General features: G+C 69.4%; 14 protein-coding genes. 1 reads left to right on the forward strand and 13 read right to left on the reverse strand.

Annotated elements, in window-relative coordinates; genetic code table 11:
• Window positions 1-94: 94 nt before the first annotated feature.
• From AC07RM_RS37745 to AC07RM_RS37790, 10 genes are all read right to left on the reverse strand, one after another.
• Window positions 95-1,756: a Na/Pi cotransporter family protein gene (locus tag AC07RM_RS37745; RefSeq protein WP_093355764.1), complete on the reverse strand. Its 1,662-nt coding sequence runs from the start codon at window positions 1,754-1,756 to the stop codon at window positions 95-97.
• 93 nt (window positions 1,757-1,849) lie between these two features.
• A complete protein-coding gene (locus tag AC07RM_RS37750; protein WP_495337741.1) occupies window positions 1,850-2,710 on the reverse strand; it encodes a phosphodiesterase in 861 nt (286 codons plus the stop codon).
• A complete protein-coding gene (locus tag AC07RM_RS37755) occupies window positions 2,707-3,780 on the reverse strand; it encodes an ABC transporter ATP-binding protein (protein WP_495337742.1) in 1,074 nt (357 codons plus the stop codon). Before AC07RM_RS37755 ends, AC07RM_RS37750 begins: the two co-directional genes overlap by 4 nt.
• A complete protein-coding gene (locus AC07RM_RS37760) occupies window positions 3,770-4,570 on the reverse strand; it encodes an ABC transporter permease (RefSeq protein WP_203204726.1) in 801 nt (266 codons plus the stop codon). Before AC07RM_RS37760 ends, AC07RM_RS37755 begins: the two co-directional genes overlap by 11 nt.
• Before the next feature lie 7 nt (window positions 4,571-4,577).
• Entirely contained in the window at window positions 4,578-5,429 is an 852-nt protein-coding gene (locus AC07RM_RS37765; RefSeq protein WP_398500335.1) for an ABC transporter permease, read from the reverse strand.
• 15 nt (window positions 5,430-5,444) lie between these two features.
• A complete protein-coding gene (locus tag AC07RM_RS37770) occupies window positions 5,445-6,458 on the reverse strand; it encodes an ABC transporter substrate-binding protein (RefSeq protein WP_398500338.1) in 1,014 nt (337 codons plus the stop codon).
• 52 nt (window positions 6,459-6,510) lie between these two features.
• On the reverse strand, window positions 6,511-7,530 hold the full coding sequence (locus tag AC07RM_RS37775; RefSeq protein WP_208509159.1) for a LacI family DNA-binding transcriptional regulator: 1,020 nt from the start codon (window positions 7,528-7,530) through the stop codon (window positions 6,511-6,513).
• A gap of 154 nt (window positions 7,531-7,684) precedes the next feature.
• A complete protein-coding gene (lspA, locus tag AC07RM_RS37780) occupies window positions 7,685-8,197 on the reverse strand; it encodes a signal peptidase II (protein ID WP_093355750.1) in 513 nt (170 codons plus the stop codon).
• Window positions 8,197-11,049, reverse strand: a complete 2,853-nt coding sequence (gene ileS / locus AC07RM_RS37785; protein WP_495337743.1) for an isoleucine--tRNA ligase — start codon at window positions 11,047-11,049, stop codon at window positions 8,197-8,199. The genes lspA and ileS overlap by 1 nt, the downstream gene beginning before the upstream one ends.
• Before the next feature lie 122 nt (window positions 11,050-11,171).
• A complete protein-coding gene (locus AC07RM_RS37790) occupies window positions 11,172-12,209 on the reverse strand; it encodes a bifunctional riboflavin kinase/FAD synthetase (protein WP_203204731.1) in 1,038 nt (345 codons plus the stop codon).
• Window positions 12,210-12,377: 168 nt separating this feature from the next.
• On the opposite strand from AC07RM_RS37790, the gene AC07RM_RS37795 reads away from it, so the two are divergent.
• Window positions 12,378-12,938 carry an HNH endonuclease gene (locus tag AC07RM_RS37795; RefSeq protein ID WP_057595044.1) on the forward strand — a complete coding sequence of 187 codons (561 nt, stop codon included), beginning with the start codon at window positions 12,378-12,380 and terminating at the stop codon, window positions 12,936-12,938.
• A 10-nt stretch (window positions 12,939-12,948) separates the two neighbouring features.
• Here AC07RM_RS37795 and AC07RM_RS37800 read toward each other — a convergent pair whose 3' ends face one another.
• The 3 genes from AC07RM_RS37800 to AC07RM_RS37810 form a co-directional block, all read right to left on the reverse strand.
• Complete coding sequence (locus AC07RM_RS37800; RefSeq protein ID WP_495337744.1) at window positions 12,949-13,734, reverse strand: enoyl-CoA hydratase; 786 nt, start codon at window positions 13,732-13,734, stop codon at window positions 12,949-12,951.
• Window positions 13,735-13,751: 17 nt separating this feature from the next.
• Window positions 13,752-15,131 (reverse strand): alpha/beta fold hydrolase, encoded by a 1,380-nt coding sequence (locus AC07RM_RS37805; RefSeq protein ID WP_495337745.1) that lies wholly within the window; start codon window positions 15,129-15,131, stop codon window positions 13,752-13,754.
• A 99-nt stretch (window positions 15,132-15,230) separates the two neighbouring features.
• Window positions 15,231-16,346, reverse strand: a complete 1,116-nt coding sequence (locus tag AC07RM_RS37810) for an acyl-CoA dehydrogenase family protein (RefSeq protein WP_208509155.1) — start codon at window positions 16,344-16,346, stop codon at window positions 15,231-15,233.
• Between the last annotated feature and the right edge of the window lie 9 nt (window positions 16,347-16,355).

Genomic DNA, 16,355 nt, shown 5'->3' on the forward strand with positions numbered 1-16,355 from the left:
GGGGTCGCCTTTCTTTGCTTACTTTCTTTGGCGAGACAAAGAAAGTAAGTCGCCCGCCGGGGCGAGACCCGGCCTACGGCCTAAAAAAAGACCATCACCCCTCGATCTTCCCCAGACGAGACTCTTTCAACCGAGAAGGCGCCAACGCCCCAGCCGACTCCAAGATCGGATAAGCAATAGAACAGATATGCGAATTGATCCGCTTCAAATCGCTGATCAGATCGATATGCAATGAACTCGTCTCGATGCTCAACGTCGTCCGATCCGACAACCGATCCAGGTGCGTCGTCGCATAAGCCCGCTCCAGATCCCGAAACCGAGCCTTCTCCTCGAGCAGCTTCTGCGCATCCCGAACATTCCCGTTCAGGAACACGCTCATCGACAGCCGCAGATTCGCCACCAGCCGCCCATGCAGCTCGACGATCTCCGCCATCCCCGCTTCCGAGAAGTTGCGCTGCGGCTTGATCTTCTTGTCCTCCACGTCCTGGATCACCCGCTCGATGATGTCCCCGATCTGCTCCATGTTGATCGTGAAGCTGATGATGTCGGTCCAGCGCCGGCTCTCCTCCTCGCCGAGGGCCTCGCGCGAGATGCGCGTCATGTAGTACTTGATCGCCGAATAGAGCTCGTCCACCGTGTCGTCGAGCTGGCGCAGCTCCTGCGCGAGCTTGAGGTCGTTGCGGCGGATCACGTCGAGCACGCCGATCAGCATCGTCTCCACGATGTCGGCCTGGTGCAGCGCCTCGCGCGCGGCATTGGAGATCGCGAGCGTGGGTGTCGACAGCGCCGAGGGATCGAGGTGGTGCGGCCGCAGCGAGGCGGTCGAGGGCGCGGGCTCGGGCAGCATGCGCGTCACCAGGTTCGCGACCATCTGCGTGAGGCCGATGAAGCCGACGCTGATGACGATGTTGAAGGCCAGGTGGAACAGCACCACGCCGTGCGTGGGCGTGGGCAATTGCGGCTGCACGTGGCGAATCCACAGCCCGACGAAGGGCGCGACGATCGCCACGCCCAGGGCCTTGAACAGCAGGTTGCCGATGGTCACCTGCCGCACCGGAATCGCCGACTTGGCGGTGGTCAGCACCGCGAGCAGGCCGCTGCCGAGGTTGGCGCCGAGCACCAGGCCGAGCGCGACGTCCAGCGGCACCACGTTCGAATTGGCCATGGTCGCCACCAGCAGCACCACCGCGAGGCTCGAATAGGCCACGATGGCCAGCACGGCGCCGATGGTGATCTCGAGCAGCACGTCGCTGCTGATCGAGGCCAGCAGGGCGCGCACGGCGGCCGAGGAGAACAGCGGCTCGGTGGCTTCGACCACCAGCTGGAGGGCCAGGAGCATCAGGCCCAGGCCGATGAAGACGCGGCCCACGCGCCCGGCGACCGTGGCCGAGCGGGTGATGAACAGCACCACGCCCACGAAGATGAACATCGGCGAGAGCCAGGACAGGTCGGCCGAGAACAGCACCGAGATCAGTGCCGTGCCGACGTCGGCGCCGCGCATCACGGCCAGCGCCGCGGGCAGCGTGACCAGGCCCTGGCCGACGAAGGAGGAGGTCATCAGCGAGGTGGCGGTGCTCGATTGCACGAGGGCCGTGACGCCGATGCCCGAGAGGGCGGCCGTGAATCGGTTGCGCATGCTCTGCACGAGGATCTTGCGCAGGTTGGCGCCGAACACGCGAAGAACGCCGGTGCGCACGAGGTGCGTGCCCCACACCAGCAGGGCGACGGCCGCCAGCAGGTTCAGAAGATGCTTCATGGGTGTCGGGCTTGATCCTTTCTTTTCGTTCTGATTCGGTTTTGCGTCGACCCCCCATTCTCCACATGTGGCCGGTGCAGGCCAGCCTGGGTCTTAGTCGATCAACGCGCCGTTGTCGTGGAACGGGTACGGCCCCTCGAAACGACCCGAGGCCGCGAGGTGCGTGACCAGCCGGCCCGCCGTTGGCGACCAGGCATGCACGCGAAAGCCCGGGGGCTCGAGCGTCCAGGCCGAGGCCGCGTCGGGCGCGAGGTCCAGGCAGACCTGGTGCGCGGGCGCGGGCGCGGTCGAGGCGAGGGTGCCGCCGAAGCGCACGTCGATGGCGCGGTGCAGGTGGCCGCAGATCACGCGTTCCACATTGGAATGACGCGCGATCAGGGCCTCGAGTTCCGCCGCGCCCTCGAGCAGGCCGATCTCGTCCATGTGGCCGATCAGGGTCTGGAACGGCGGATGGTGCATCGCGACCACCACCGGCTCGCGCCGGCTCTCGCCGAGCCGGGCCTCGAGCCAGGCCAGCCGCTTCTCGCACAGCGCGCCATGGCTGGCGCCGGGCACCACGGTGTCGAGCGCGATCAGCCGCAGCGCGCCGACGCGCAGCGTGTACTGCACGAAGCCGTCGGTGTCGTTGCCGTCGCCGAGGTAGGCGTGGCCGGGGAAGCTGCGGCGCAGCTGGTCGCGGTCGTCGTGGTTGCCGGGCATCAGGTGGAAGGGGATGCCCCGCGCCTCGAGCGGTGCCAGCAGGCGCGCGAGGTGCTCGTACTCGGCGGCGCGGCCGAAGTCGGTGAGGTCGCCGGTGATCACCACCGCATCGGGCGCCTGCCGCAGCGCGAGCACCGACTGCACCGCGCGCTCGAGGTAGGGCGCGGTGTCGATGCGGCCATAGGCCAGCCGGCCCGGCTCGCGGATGTGCAGGTCGGTGAGCTGGACCAGGAAGGTGTCGTGGGTCGTCGTCATGCGCGGGTGTCCTGCGGGCTCATCAATCGGTCGGGGTGAATGCGAAGGGCGACGGCATCGCCGATGCCGTAGGGCGTGTCGCGCGCGGTGTCGGCCAGCAGCATCTGCGGCTGGTCGGCCACGCGCAGCTGCAGTTGCACGCGGTCGCCGAGGAAGGTGCGGCGCTCGACCGTGGCCGTGCCCCAGCCGGGGCGCGCGGGCTGCGCGGGGCCGACCTCGATGTCCTCGGGGCGCACCAGCAGCAGCGCGCGGTCGCGCCAGGCGCCGGGGCAGGGCAGGGCGCTGCCGCCGAGCCGCACGACATCGTCGCGCAGCGCCTCGGGCGTGCGCTGCAACCGGTTCACGCGGCCGAGGAATTCGGCCACGAAGGGATGGGCGGGCGCGCGGTAGAGGTCTTCTCCGCGGCCCACCTGCACGATGCGGCCGGCCTGCATCACGGCGAGCCGGTCGGCGATGGCCAGCGCCTCCTGCTGGTCGTGCGTGACGTGCACGGCGGTGATGTGCAGCCGCCGCAGCAGCTCGGCGAGCTCGTCGCGTAGCGACTCCTTGAGCTTGGCGTCGAGCGCGGCCAGCGGCTCGTCGAGCAGCAGCACGCGCGGGCGCACCGCCACGGCGCGCGCGAGCGCCACGCGCTGGCGCTGGCCGCCCGAGAGCTCGGCCGGGCGCTTGTTCTCGAGGCCGCCCAGGCGCACCAGGTCGACCAGTTCGCCGACGGCGCGCTTCTCCTCGTCCGGCGCCACGCCGCGGATGCGCAGGCCATAGCCGATGTTGGCCGCCACCGTCATCTGCGGGAACAGCGCGTAGCTCTGGAACACCATGCCCACGCCGCGCTGCTCGACCGGGCGCTGCGTCACGTCCTGGCCGCCGAAGGCGATGCGGCTGCCGGCATCGGGCGTTTCCAGGCCCGCGATCAGCCGCAGCAGCGTGGTCTTGCCGCAGCCCGAGGGGCCGAGCAGCGCCAGCACCTCGCCGGCCTCCACCTGGAGGTCGGTGGGCTGCAGGCCGCGCGTGCCGTCGGCATAGGTCTTGGCGCAGTGGGCGATGTCGATGGGGACGCGTTCAAGTTCCATGGCGTTTCTGGATCAGGTGTGCGAGGTACTGGAGGCCCCAGAGCACGGGGAGGATGACGGCGAAGAAGACCAGCGTGTAGGCCGAGCCGATCTCGATGCGCATCGAGGCATAGCTGTCGGCCAGGCCCACGGGCAGGGTGCGCGTGAGCGGGGTGTGCAGCATCCAGGTGAGGTTGAACTCGCCCACCGAGAGCGTGAACACCATCAGGCTGCCGGCCACGATGGCGGGGAACACGGCCGGCACCAGGATGCCCATGAAGCGCTGGCGGAAGCTCGCGCCCAGCGTGCGCGCGGCTTCCTCGAGCGCGAGCAGCTCGTGGCGCTGGAAGGCCGAGCTCACGGTGCGCACCATGAAGGGCAGCGTGAACACGACGTGGCCGACCAGGATGAAGGCGAAGCTCTGACGGAAGGCCGTGAGCTGGCCGTAGGCGAGGATCAGCGCGAGCGCGGTCGCCAGGCCCGGCACCGCGACCGGCAGGGTCAGCAGCTCCTCGAAGACATGGGCCGCGCGCGAGCGGCTGCGCGCCAGCGCATAGGCGCAGGGCACGCCGAGCAGCACGGTGCAGGCGACGCAGGCCGCGGCCAGCGCGAGCGACCAGCCGACGGTGCCGCCGTAGTTCTCCCACACCTCGCCGAGCCAGCGCAGGGTGAGGCCGCTCTTCAGGCCGGTGCTGTAGTTGTTGACCAGGCCGGCCATCACCGACAGCAGCATCGGCGCGATCATGAACAGGCTCACGACCAGCGTGATCGCGAGCAGGAAGGGGGCCTGGGGCCGGGTGTTGGTTCGCATGAAGGCCTCAGCGCGCGACGGGGTTCGCGCCGAAGCGGCGCGCGGCGAACAGCACCAGCCAGGTCACGAGGCCGAGCGCGATCGACAGCGAGGCCGCGAGCGCGAAGTTCGCGTAGTTGGTGAACTCGTTGTAGATGGTGATCGGGATCACCTCGAACTTGCTCGCGAGCGTGAAGGCGGTGCCGAAGGCGCCCATCGAGGTCGCGAACAGGATCGCGCCGCAGGCCAGGGTGGTGGGCGCGAGCTCGGGCATCCACACGTCGCGCGCCACGCGCAGCCGCGAGGCGCCGAGCGAGCGAGCGGCTTCCTCGAGCTGCAGGTTCATGGCCTCGGCCGCGGCCGCGTAGGTGGCGATGGCGCGCGGCAGCGAGAAATACAGGTAGGCCAGGAACAGCCCGAGCAGGCCGTAGGCGAAGGTGATGCGCTCGCCGATCAGCGCGTCGCTCAGGCTGGCCACCACGCCCTGGCGGCCGCCGAGCAGGATCACGAAGAAGCCGATGATCACGCCCGGGAAGGACAGCGGCAAGGTGAGCAGCGACAGCAGCACGCGCCGGCCCCAGAAGGCATGGCGCGCGAGGTAGATGCCCACGGCCGCGCCGAGCACCAGCGTGGCCAGCGTGACCGCCGCCGACAGCAGCACGGTGTTGGCCATGCTCTGCAGGTAGCGCGCGTCGGTCAGCACGGCGAAGTAGGTGGCCCAGCCCTTGTCGGCGGGCAGCGCGAGCAGCCGCACCACCGGCAGCAGCCAGAAGGCCGCGAAGAAGGCGGCCGCGGGCAGGGCGCAGGCCAGCAGCCGCCAGCGCGGGGTCCAGGCGCCGGAGGCGCCGTCCGAAGGCATCGTGGCGGTGGCCTGCGTCATCTCATGCGGTGCGGCTCAGCGCACTTCCTTCAGGTACTCGTCGGAGAAGGCGCGCTGCGCTGCGGCCATGCGGCCGTAGTCCACGCTCTTGGCGCGCGCGTAGTCGCTCGCGGGCAGGAACTGGGCCTCGATCTCCTTGGGCATCGCGCCGGCGCGCACCGGGCGCAGGTAGGCCTTGGCCCAGATCGCCTGGCCCTCGTCGGACAGCGTGAAGTCCAGCACCTTCTTCGCGTCGGCCGCGTGCGGCGCCTTGGCCACCAGGCTCATCACGTAGGGCACGGCCAGCGTGCCTTCGCTCGGGATCACGAAGGCGACGTTGGCCTTGTCCTTGTACTTCGCGCGGTAGGCGTTGAAGTCGTAGTCGAGCAGGATCGCGATCTCGCCCGAGAGCACGCGCGCGTACGAGGTCTGCTTGGGCACGATCGGCTCGTTCTTCTGCAGCGCCTTGAAGTAGTCGATGGCCGGCTTGAAGTTGTCGAGCGTGCCGCCGCGCGCCTCGTTGACCGCGACCGCGCCGACGTAGCCGACGAAGGCCGAGGCCGGGTCGAGGTAGCCGATCAGGCCCTTGTACTCGGGCTTGAGCAGGTCGGCCCACGACTTGGGGACCGGCTTGCCCTTGAGCGCGTCGACGTTGACCATGAAGCCCAGCGTGCCCGAGTGGATGGTGAACCAGTTGCCCGCGGGGTCCTTGAGGCCGTCGGGGATGTCCTTCCAGGCGGCCGGCTTGTAGGGCTCGACCAGGCCGTCCTTGGCGGCCTGCACCGCGAAGGTCACGCCGAGGTAGGTGACGTCGGCCACCGGGCTGGCCTTCTCGGCCGCCATCTGCGCGAGCGACTGGCCCGAGTTCTTGTTGTCGGGTGGCACGGTGATGCCGGTCCTGGCCTTGATGGCCTTCAGCTGGGTGCCCCAGTCGGCCCATTCGGTCGGGCAGTTGTAGCAGATGGCGGTCTGCGCGAAGGCGGCGCTGCCGCCGACGAGCGCGGCGGCGAGCAGGCCGAGGCGCGCGATGTGGCGCAAGGAAGAGGACATGGGAGAAGCTCCTGTGGCGGGGTGGGTTGAAGCAGTCGGGAGAAAAGGGGCGTCAGGCGATGTCGCCCGGGTCGCCGTCGGGCGCGGCGGCGCACGATTCGCCGTCGCGGAACACGTGGGGCAACAGCAGGCTGGCATCGGCGTCGAGCGCGCCGCCGCCGGCCATGGCCTGGATCAGCAGCTCGACGCCATGGCGGCCGATGTCGCTGTTGGGCTGCGCGATGGTGCTGAGCGCGGGCGTGAGGTCCTCGCCGAGCGCGATGCCGTCGAAGCCGATCACGCTGAGGTCGGCGGGCACGGCCAGGCCGCTGCGGTGCGCGGCGCGGATGCTGCGGATGGCCAGCAGGTCGTTCGAGCAGACCAGCGCGCTGGGCCGGTGGCGCAGCTGCAGCAACCGCGCGAGCCGGTCGACCGCGCTCTCGACGAAGGGCACCTCGACCAGCGGCTGCGGCTTGAGGCCCGCATCGGCCATGCCCTTCTGGTAGCCACGGTAGCGCTGCTGGGCGCGGTCGGAGGCCGCCAGCGTGCCGCTGACCATCGCGATGCGCCGGTGGCCCAGCAGCACCAGCCGCGCCACCGCATCGGCGACGGCGGCCTCGTTGTCGACCGTGACGCAGGGATGCGCGGGATGGCGGTTGTAGGCCAGCACGTAGGGCACGCGCTGGGCGCGCAGCCGCTCGAGCGCCTTCGAGGTCGAGGGGTTGGAGACCACGAGGATCAGGCCGTCGACATTGCCGGCCAGGAGCATGTGGACCGCGCGCTCCTCCTCGTCGAGCTTGTAGCCGGTGGTGACCGGGATGATCGCGTAGCCGCCGGCCACGGCCGCCTGCGCGATGCCCTGCAGGCATTCGGCGAAGGTGGGGTTGAGCAGCGTGGGCAGCACCACGCCGAGCACGCGGCTGCGCTGGGTGCGCAGGGTGCGGGCGCTGGCATTCGGCAGGTAGTTGAGCTCGCGCGCCGCGCGCTCGACCAGGTCGCGCGTGGCGCCGCTGACCTTGTCGGGGAAATTGAAGACGCGCGAGACGGTGGCGACGGACACGCCGGCCTTGGCCGCGACTGCTTGGATGCTCATCGGTGGGTGCTATGTAATCGATTACATTGGACCGCGGCAGTATGACCCCGCCATGACAGCGCGGGATCGATGAAAACCCGTGCGCCCGAATGCGCGAAGGGCGCGCCGGGAATCCCGGCGCGCCCTTCGAGCGAGCAAAAAAGACGGTGGGCCGCTACTTGCCGCGCCGCACCCTTCGGATCTCGTCGAGGATCAGGCAGATCGCGCCGAGCGTGATCGCGCTGTCGGCCGCGTTGAAGGCCGGGAAGTACCAGCCGCCCGCGTGGAAGCTCAGGAAGTCCACCACGTAGCCGTGCATCATCCGGTCGACCACGTTGCCGATGGCGCCGCCCAGGATGCAGGCCATGGAGAACGAGAACAGCTTCTGGCCCGCGTGCGACTTCAGCATCCAGACGATGAACACGGCCGCCGCCACGCCGATGCCCGTGAACAGCCAGCGCTGCCAGCCCGAATGGTCGGCCAGGAACGAGAAGGCCGCGCCCGTGTTGTGCGCGCGCACGACGTTGAAGAAGCTGGTGACGTAGGTGGCGTCGCCGAGCTTGTAGTAGCCGAGGATCAGCGTCTTGGTGAACTGGTCGATGATCACGATGATCAGTGCCAGCGCGAGCCAGGGCCAGATGCCGGCGCCGCGCGAGCGCGAGGCCGAGACGGTGCGGGTGGCGGCCATCAGGCGAAGCTCCTCGATTCGCCGGCGCCGAACAGGTTGCTGGTGCAGCGACCGCAGATCGTCGGATGGGCCGGATCGTGGCCCACGTCCTCGCGGTAATGCCAGCAACGCTCGCATTTCTGCGCCGTGCTCGGCACGACCGCCGTGGCCAGCGCCTCGCCCGCGGCCAGCTCGATCGCCGAGGCGATGAAGACGAACTTCAGGTCCTCGCCGAGCGAACCCAGCAGCGCGAAGTCCTCGGCCGGTGCCGTCACGCGCAGGTTGGCCTGCAGCGAGGAGCCGACCTTGCCGTCGGCGCGCACCGTCTCGATCTCCTTGTTCACCGCGTCGCGGATCTCGCGGATGCGGCTCCACTTGGCGAGCAGCGCTTCGTCGGGCGCATCGAAGCGGCTGTAGGTCTGGGTGAAGATCGAGTCGCCGGCCTGGCCGGTGCCGACGAACTTCCAGGCTTCCTCGGCCGTGAAGCTCAGGAACGGCGCCATCCAGCGCAGCATCGCCTGCGCGATGTGCCACAGCGCGGTCTGCGCGCTGCGGCGCGCGCGCGAGCCGGGTGCGGTCGTGTAGAGGCGGTCTTTGAGGATGTCGAGGTAGAAGCCGCCGAGGTCTTCCGAGCAGTAGATCTGCAGCTTGGCGACCACCGGGTGGAACTCGTACACCTTGTAGTGCGCGAGGATCTCGTCCTGGAACTGCGCGGCGCGCGCGAGCGCGTAGCGGTCGATCTCGAACAGCTCCGAAAGCGGCAGCGCGTCCTTCGCGACGTCGAAGTCGCTGGTGTTGGCCAGCAGGAAACGCAGCGTGTTGCGGATGCGGCGGTAGGCGTCGACCACGCGCGCGAGGATCTTGTCGTCGCCCGCGATGTCGCCCGAGTAGTCGCTCGCGGCCACCCACAGGCGGATGATCTCCGAGCCCAGCTTGTTGCTGATCTCCTGCGGATCGATGCCGTTCTTGAGCGACTTGCTCATCTTGATGCCCTTGGCATCGACGGTGAAGCCGTGCGTGAGCAGGCCCTTGTAGGGCGCGCGGTCTTCGAGCGCGCAGGCCAGCAGCAGCGACGAATGGAACCAGCCGCGATGCTGGTCGTGGCCTTCGAGGTAGAGGTCGGCCTCGGGGCCGGTCTCGTGGTGCACCGTGGGGTGCGTGCCGCGCAGCACGTGATAGAAGGTCGAGCCCGAGTCGAACCACACCTCGAGGATGTCGGTGCTCTTGGTGTAGTTCGGCGCGTCCTCGGCGCCGAGGATCTCTTCGACCGTCACGCGGCTCCAGGCCTCGATGCCGCCCTTCTCGACGATGTCGGCGGCCTGGTCGAGGATCTCCATCGTGCGCGGATGCAGCTCGCCCGAATCCTTGTGCAGGAAGAAGGGGATCGGCACGCCCCAGCTGCGCTGGCGGCTGATGCACCAGTCGGGCCGGCCGGCGATCATGTCGTGCAGGCGGGCCTTGCCGTTCTCCGGATAGAAGCTGGTCTCTTCGATGGCGTCGAGCGCGGTCTGGCGCAGCGTCTTGGGCGCCTTGTCCTTGGTGAACACGCCCTCGCCCTCGTCCATGCGGATGAACCACTGGGCCGCGGCCCGGTAGATCACCGGCGTCTTGTGGCGCCAGCAATGCGGGTAGCTGTGGCTGATGGTCTCGGTGGTCAGCAGGCGGTTGGCGTCGCGCAGCGCGGCGATGATCACCGGCACGGCCTTCCAGATGTTCTGGCCGCCGAACAGGGGGAAGTCGGGCGCGTAGCTGCCGTTGCCCTGCACCGGGTTCAGGATGTCGTCGTAGGCCACGCCATGGGCGACGCAGGAGTTGAAGTCGTCCAGGCCGTAGGCGGGCGAGGAGTGGACCAGGCCGGTGCCGTCGGTGGCGGTGGCGTAGTCGGCCAGGTAGATCGGCGACAGGCGGCGGTAGCCGGCGTCGACGTCGTACAGCGGATGCTCGAACTCGAGCCCGCCGAGCGCCTCGCCCTTGACGGTGGCGATCACCTTGCCGTCGAGCGCATAGCGCGTCATGCACATCTCGACCAGCGAGGCGGCCAGGATCAGCAGGCCGCGCTCGGTGTCCACCAGCGCGTACTCGAGCTCGGGGTTGAGGTTGATTGCCTGGTTGGCCGGGATGGTCCAGGCGGTGGTGGTCCAGATGACGGCGAAGACATCGCCCAGCGCATCGGGCCGGCCGAAGGCGGCGAGCACCTTCTCGCGCTCGTGCGCCTTGAAGGCCACGTCGATGGTCTGGCTCTTCTTGTCGGCGTATTCGATCTCGAACTCGGCGAGCGAGGAACCGCAGTCGAAGCACCAGTAGACCGGCTTCAGGCCGCGGTAGACGAAGCCGCGCTCGATCACGCGCTTGAACGCGCGCAACTCGCCGGCCTCGTTGGCGAAGTCCATGGTCTTGTAGGGATGGTCCCATTCGCCGAGCACGCCCAGGCGCTGGAAGTCGGCCATCTGCTGGGCGATCTGCTCGGTGGCGTAGGCGCGGCTCTTGGCCTGCATCTCGTCGCGGCTCAGGTTGCGGCCGTACTGCTTCTCGATGGCGTTCTCGATCGGCAGGCCGTGGCAGTCCCAGCCCGGCACGTAGAGCGCGTCGTAGCCTTCGAGCTGGCGCGCCTTGGTGATCATGTCCTTGAGGATCTTGTTCACCGCGTGGCCCATGTGGATCTGGCCGTTGGCGTAGGGCGGGCCGTCGTGCAGGATGAACTTGGGCGCGCCGCGGCGGGCCAGGCGCAGGCGGTGGTAGGTGCCGTGCTCGGCGTCGTTCCATTCCTTGACCCAGCCCGGTTCGCGCTTGGGCAGGTCGCCGCGCATCGGGAAGGGGGTGTCGGGCAGGTTCAGCGTGGAACGGTAATCGGTGGGGGCGGCAGCGTCAGACATGTTGGGGGTGCGAAACAGTGGGCTTCGACAGGCTCAGCCCGAACGGCACAAAGGGCGTCGGTGCGGAAGAAAAGCCGTTCGCCCTGAGCTTGTCGAAGGGCGGCAGCACGGAGCGTGCAGGGCTAAATTCGATCGCGCGTGGTCTGGCGGTGGGTTTCTGCGTGGGTGGATGCAAAGAAGGCACGCGCGTCGCGTCCATCCTTCGCGATGCCCGCGGTGAGGGCTTCGAGGCTGGTGTAGCGCAATTCGTCGTGCAATTTGTGCAGCAGTTCCACGCGCACGATTTTACCGTAGGCCCCTTCGGCGCCCAGGTGAGAGGGCCACTCGAGGCAGTGGGTCTCGAGCAGGACCCGGCCGGCATTGACGTCGTTCGGGTCGAGCGAGGGCCGCACGCCGAGGTTGGCGACGCCGGGCAGCGGCCGCTCGGACAGGCCATGCACCAGCACCACGAAGATGCCGCTGGCCGCCGGTTTCCAGTGCTTGAAGCGCAGGTTGAGGGTGCGGAAGCCGTCGTCCTGCCCCGGTGCCGAGGCGCCGAGCGCGCGGCCCAGCTTGCGCCCGTGCACCACGTGGCCCGAGATGGCGTAGGGCCGGCCCAGCAGGGTCTGGGCGTCGGCCATGCGGCCTTCGGCCAGCGCCTCGCGCACGGCCGAGCTCGACACGCGCAGGCCGTGCACCTCGTAGCTGTTCATGCGCGCGACATCGAAACCGCGGGCATCGCCGGCCGCGTCGAGCATCGCGTAGTCGCCCGCGCGCCTGGCGCCGAAGCGGAAGTCGTCGCCCACCAGCACGTAGCGCGCGCCCAGGCCGTCGACCAGCACGTTCTGGATGAATTCCTCGGGCGACTGCGAGGCGAGCCGGGCATCGAAGGGCAGCACGACGGTCTGCGCGACGCCGCAGGCGGCCAGCTCGCCGAGCTTGTCGCGCAGCGTGCCGATGCGCGCCGGGGCCAGCTCGGGCTTCTTCGCGAGCGCGGCGAAATAGTCGCGCGGATGGGGCTCGAAGGTCAGCACGCAGCTCGGCAGGCCGCGCTGCCGCGCCTCGGTCTGCAGGAGCGCCAGCATGGCCTGGTGGCCGCGGTGGACGCCGTCGAAATTGCCGATGGTCAAGGCGCAGGCCGGAGCCACGCCCGGGTGCCGGAAGCCGCGGAAAACCTGCATGGGTGAATATCTTTTTGATAGCGCCTGTCGCCCGCCGAATGGGCTCATCAGGCCGTTTTGTCACAAAGCCGGTATATTGTGACGCAGTGCGCCGATCCGCGAGGTCGCCGACGCGCTCCGTGTCCCGGGTCTCTCCGTGTTTCTTTCGTTCTGTCGAGGAGGCGTGTGGTGAAGGTCTTGAAGCTGTCGGCCCAAGGGCTGCCCCAGTCGTGGATTTCGCTCGAACAGGCGGTGATCCACTATGCAGCGGACGAAGTCCGCTGGGAGGCTGGCGGCCAGGTGGCCCTGTTCCGCGGCGGCCACAACGCGATGACGGGCGAGCAGTCGCAGATTGCCGTCAACAGCATCATCGGCACCAAGGGCGTGCCGCGCATCAACCCCTTCACCCAGCGTCCGGGCCTCACCAACAGCAAGCTGTTCGCGCGCGACCGCAACGTCTGCGCCTACTGCGGCGGCCACTTCCACGAGGACGAGCTGACCCGCGAGCACATCATTCCGTTCGCGCAGCGCGGCATCGACACCTGGATGAACGTGGTCACGGCCTGCAAGCCCTGCAACCACCGCAAGAGCAGCCGCACCCCCGAGCAGGCCAACATGCCGCTCTTGTACGCGCCCTACGTGCCCAGCCTCTGGGAGGACTTCATCCTGCGCAACCGCCGCATCCTGGCGGACCAGATGGAATTCCTGATGGCGCACCTGCCGCAGAGCTCGCGGCTGCACGACAGCTAGCTGGCCGGGTTCAGGCTTTCCAGGCCGGCGGGCGCTTCTCGATGAAGGCCTGCACGCCTTCGAGCGCACTCGCATCCATCATGTTGCAGGCCATGGTCTGGCTGGCGTCCGCCAGTGCCGGCGCGATGCCCGTTTCGAGCTGCCGGTAGAACAGCGCCTTGCCGAGCGCCAGCGCGGTGCGCGGCTTGGCGACGATGCTGGCCAGCAGCGCCTCGAGCGCGGCATCGAGCTCGGCCGGCGGCGCCACGCGGTTGACCAGGCCCTTCTCGCGCGCCTCCTCGGCGCCGATGAATTCGCCGGTGACGAGCATCTCGAAGGCCTCCTTGCGGCCCAGGTTGCGCGACAGCGTGACGCTCGGCGTGGCGCAGAACAGCCCGACGTTGACGCCGCTGACCGCGAAGCGCGCCTCGCTCGAGGCCACGGCGAGGTCACACACCGCCACCAGCTGGCAGCCCGCGGCGGTCGCGATGCCGTGCACGCGCGCGATGACGGGCACCGGCAGCCGCTGCAGCGACAGCATCATCTCGCCGCAGCGCGCGAACAGGCGCTGGTAGTAGTCGAGCGCGGGCGCGGCGCGCATTTCCTTCAGGTCGTGGCCGGCGCAGAAGGCCTTGCCGGCGCCCGCGATCACGACGGCACGCGCCGTGTCGTCGGCCGCGATGCCGGCGATGGCCGTTTCGAGGGCGCCCAGCATGCCCTCGGACAGCGCATTGAACGCGCCCGGGCGGTTGAGCGTGAGCGTGACCACGCCGCGGGCGTCGCGGGCCTCGAGCACGAAGGGGGAGCTGTCGTTCATCGCATGCCGCCTTTTCTTCAGTAGGTCAGTTCCAGCACCGTGACATGGCCCTTGACCGCGGGCCAGGTGAGCCCCGTGAGGCGCTCGCCATTGAACTCGCCCGTGACCGCGCGCTGCGGCTCGGAACCCGTCTCGCGCAAGCGCGAGCTCGACACGCCTGCCCCCTTGGGCGGCACGCCAGCGGGCGGGCTCTTGCCGTCGAAGCGCATGGTGTCGCGCTGCGCGTCGAAATAGCCGCGCGGCCGCGTGAAGACGGCGACCGCGTTGGCGCTGCCGTCGGCCGGCACGATCGGGTCGAGCCGCAGGTTCACGAGGCTGCTGCCGCGCGGGAACGGGCTGCGGTAGACGTGGGTGATGCTGGCCTGGGTATCGAGCACGAATTCGTAGGCCGCATCGGGGCGCGCGCTGAAGGGGCCCCAGCGGCCATCGGTGCCGATGGTCTTGCGGTGCACGGGCTCGCCGAGCCGCCGGCCGGTGGCCGGATCGACCGCGTACACCAGCACCTGCGCGCCGGCCAGCGACTGGTTCTCCGCGCCGATCGCGCGGCCGTCGAGCACCACGTTGGCCTCGCGCGCGATCTCCGGGTTGCGCGGCGCCTCGCCGGTGAGGAACTGCCAGGTCGCCGCGAACGCAGCGGGCGAGAACGAGGTCTCGCGGTGGTCCACGCGCGGCAGCACGGTGTTGGTCGCGCCCTTGAGCGCCGGGCCGTCGAAGCCGATGTTCGTCGGCTTGCCGGGCGACCCGACCCACAGGCCGTCCGGTTGGGCGTACTTGTCGTTGTTGTCCGAGCGCAGCGTCAGCCACTTCACGCCGGGCGTCACCTCGTCGCCGTTCGGGCCCTTGGGCGCGTTGAGCTGCCGCATGAAGGGCGACAGCCCCGAGAACTCGTTGTTCTCGCGCAGGCCCGGCACGGCCCAGATGCCGTGCGCCGGGTTGCCGCCGAGCACCACGTGGCTGGTGACGGCCGCGCCGCCGCCGTTCTGGACGTAGTTGCGGATGGTGTTGCCGCCGCGCGAGTTGCCGATCAGCACGACCTTGGGCGCGCCGGTGGTGCGCAGCACCTGCTCGACCCGTTCCTTGAGGAAGGCGGCCGATTCCGCCGTGGAACTGCGCCCGGCCTGGGCCACGCCGTCGTCGTCGCGCGCCAGCGGCAGGGGCTGGTCGAAGGCGAACAGCCGCTCGCGCGGCCAGCCGTTCGACTCGAAGCGCCAGAGCGTGGTCTGCCACAGCGCGGCCGAGTCGCCGTTGCCGTGCACGAAGACGATGGGCGGGCGGTCGGCGAGCGAGGGCATGGCGGTCGGCGCATTGGCGCAGGCGGTCAACAGGAGGGCGGGGGACGCGAGCAGCCCGGCGAGGACCGGCGGCGCGCCGAGGAGGAGGGTGCGGCGGGATGGCATGGTCGGTCTTCGTGGTTGCGTTGCGGCGGCCGTTCCGAATGAAAAAACGCCCGCCGGCGCGAAGGCGGGCGGGCGTTGGATGCTAAGAGAAAAGCACCGTCAGGCGAAGACGCCGGCCGTGTCCTGCATGCGCGCCGACACCTCGCCCAGGTGGTGGAAGCTGTCGCCGAAGCTCATCTCGAGCTGCGTGAGCTTGCGGAAGTAGTGGCTGCCGATGTATTCGTCGGTCACGCCGATGCCGCCGTGCAGCTGCACCGAGTTCTGGCCCACGAAGCGCATCGACACGCCGAGCTGGTACTTGGCGCGCGCCAGCGCCTGGCGCCGCTCGGCCGCGGGGGCGTTGAGCTTGAGCGTGGCGTAGTAGCTCATCGAGCGCGCGAGTTCGAGCTGCATCTTCATGTCGGCGACGCGGTGGCGCAGCGCCTGGAAGCTCGAGATGACCACGCCGAACTGCTTGCGCTGGTTCATGTAGTCGACCGTCACGTCCACCGTCTTGTCGAGCACGCCCACCGCTTCGGCGCAGGTGGCGGCGATGCCGACGTCGACCGCGTACTCGAGGGCCGCGAGGCCGTCGGCCGTGACCAGCGTGGCGTCGGCCTTGTCGAACACCACCTCGGCGGCGCGGCTGCCGTCCTGCGTGCCGTAGCCGCGCGCTTCCACGCCGCTGGCGCTGCGCTCGACCAGGAACAGGGCGATCTTGCCGTCGGCCTGGGCGGGCACGAGGTAGGCATCGGCCTGGTCGCCGATGGCCACCAGGCTCTTGGCGCCGGTCAGGCTCCAGCCCTCGCCGGCCTTCACGGCCTTGGCTTCGCAGACGTCGAGGCGATAGCGCGCCTTGCGTTCCTGGTAGGCCAGCACCACGATGGCTTCGCCGCCCGCGATGCGCGGCAGCCAGGCCTTCTTGAGCGCGTCGCCCGCGTAGCCGCCGAGCACGGCGCCGGCGATCAGCGTCTGCGCGAAGGGCTCGAGCACGATGCCGCGGCCCAGCTCTTCCATCACGACCATGCCGGCCACCGGGCCCATGCCCAGGCCGCCATCGTCCTCGGAAATGTAGAGGCCGCCGAGGCCGAGCTCGGCCAGTTCGTCCCAGGCCTCGCGCGAGAAACCGCCCTTGGCCTCGATGCCGCGGCGGCGCTCGAAGTCATAGCCCTTGTCGACCCATTTGCGGACGGCGTCGCGCAGTTGTTCCTGGTCGTCGGTGAAATTGAAATCCATGTCTTTGTC

The sequence above is a fragment of the Variovorax sp. GW821-FHT09B05 genome (assembly GCF_059418265.1).

What these genes read in the sequence shown, in the direction of transcription:
- AC07RM_RS37745 (WP_093355764.1), bottom strand. Translation starts at nt 1,756, where the DNA reads ATGAAGCATCTTCTGAACCTGCTGGCGGCCGTCGCCCTGCTGGTGTGG.
- AC07RM_RS37750 (WP_495337741.1), bottom strand. Translation starts at nt 2,710, where the DNA reads ATGACGACGACCCACGACACCTTCCTGGTCCAGCTCACCGACCTGCAC.
- AC07RM_RS37755 (WP_495337742.1), bottom strand. Translation starts at nt 3,780, where the DNA reads ATGGAACTTGAACGCGTCCCCATCGACATCGCCCACTGCGCCAAGACC.
- AC07RM_RS37760 (WP_203204726.1), bottom strand. Translation starts at nt 4,570, where the DNA reads ATGCGAACCAACACCCGGCCCCAGGCCCCCTTCCTGCTCGCGATCACG.
- AC07RM_RS37765 (WP_398500335.1), bottom strand. Translation starts at nt 5,429, where the DNA reads ATGACGCAGGCCACCGCCACGATGCCTTCGGACGGCGCCTCCGGCGCC.
- AC07RM_RS37770 (WP_398500338.1), bottom strand. Translation starts at nt 6,458, where the DNA reads ATGTCCTCTTCCTTGCGCCACATCGCGCGCCTCGGCCTGCTCGCCGCC.
- AC07RM_RS37775 (WP_208509159.1), bottom strand. Translation starts at nt 7,530, where the DNA reads ATGAGCATCCAAGCAGTCGCGGCCAAGGCCGGCGTGTCCGTCGCCACC.
- lspA (WP_093355750.1), bottom strand. Translation starts at nt 8,197, where the DNA reads ATGGCCGCCACCCGCACCGTCTCGGCCTCGCGCTCGCGCGGCGCCGGC.
- ileS (WP_495337743.1), bottom strand. Translation starts at nt 11,049, where the DNA reads ATGTCTGACGCTGCCGCCCCCACCGATTACCGTTCCACGCTGAACCTG.
- AC07RM_RS37790 (WP_203204731.1), bottom strand. Translation starts at nt 12,209, where the DNA reads ATGCAGGTTTTCCGCGGCTTCCGGCACCCGGGCGTGGCTCCGGCCTGC.
- AC07RM_RS37800 (WP_495337744.1), bottom strand. Translation starts at nt 13,734, where the DNA reads ATGAACGACAGCTCCCCCTTCGTGCTCGAGGCCCGCGACGCCCGCGGC.
- AC07RM_RS37805 (WP_495337745.1), bottom strand. Translation starts at nt 15,131, where the DNA reads ATGCCATCCCGCCGCACCCTCCTCCTCGGCGCGCCGCCGGTCCTCGCC.
- AC07RM_RS37810 (WP_208509155.1), bottom strand. Translation starts at nt 16,346, where the DNA reads ATGGATTTCAATTTCACCGACGACCAGGAACAACTGCGCGACGCCGTC.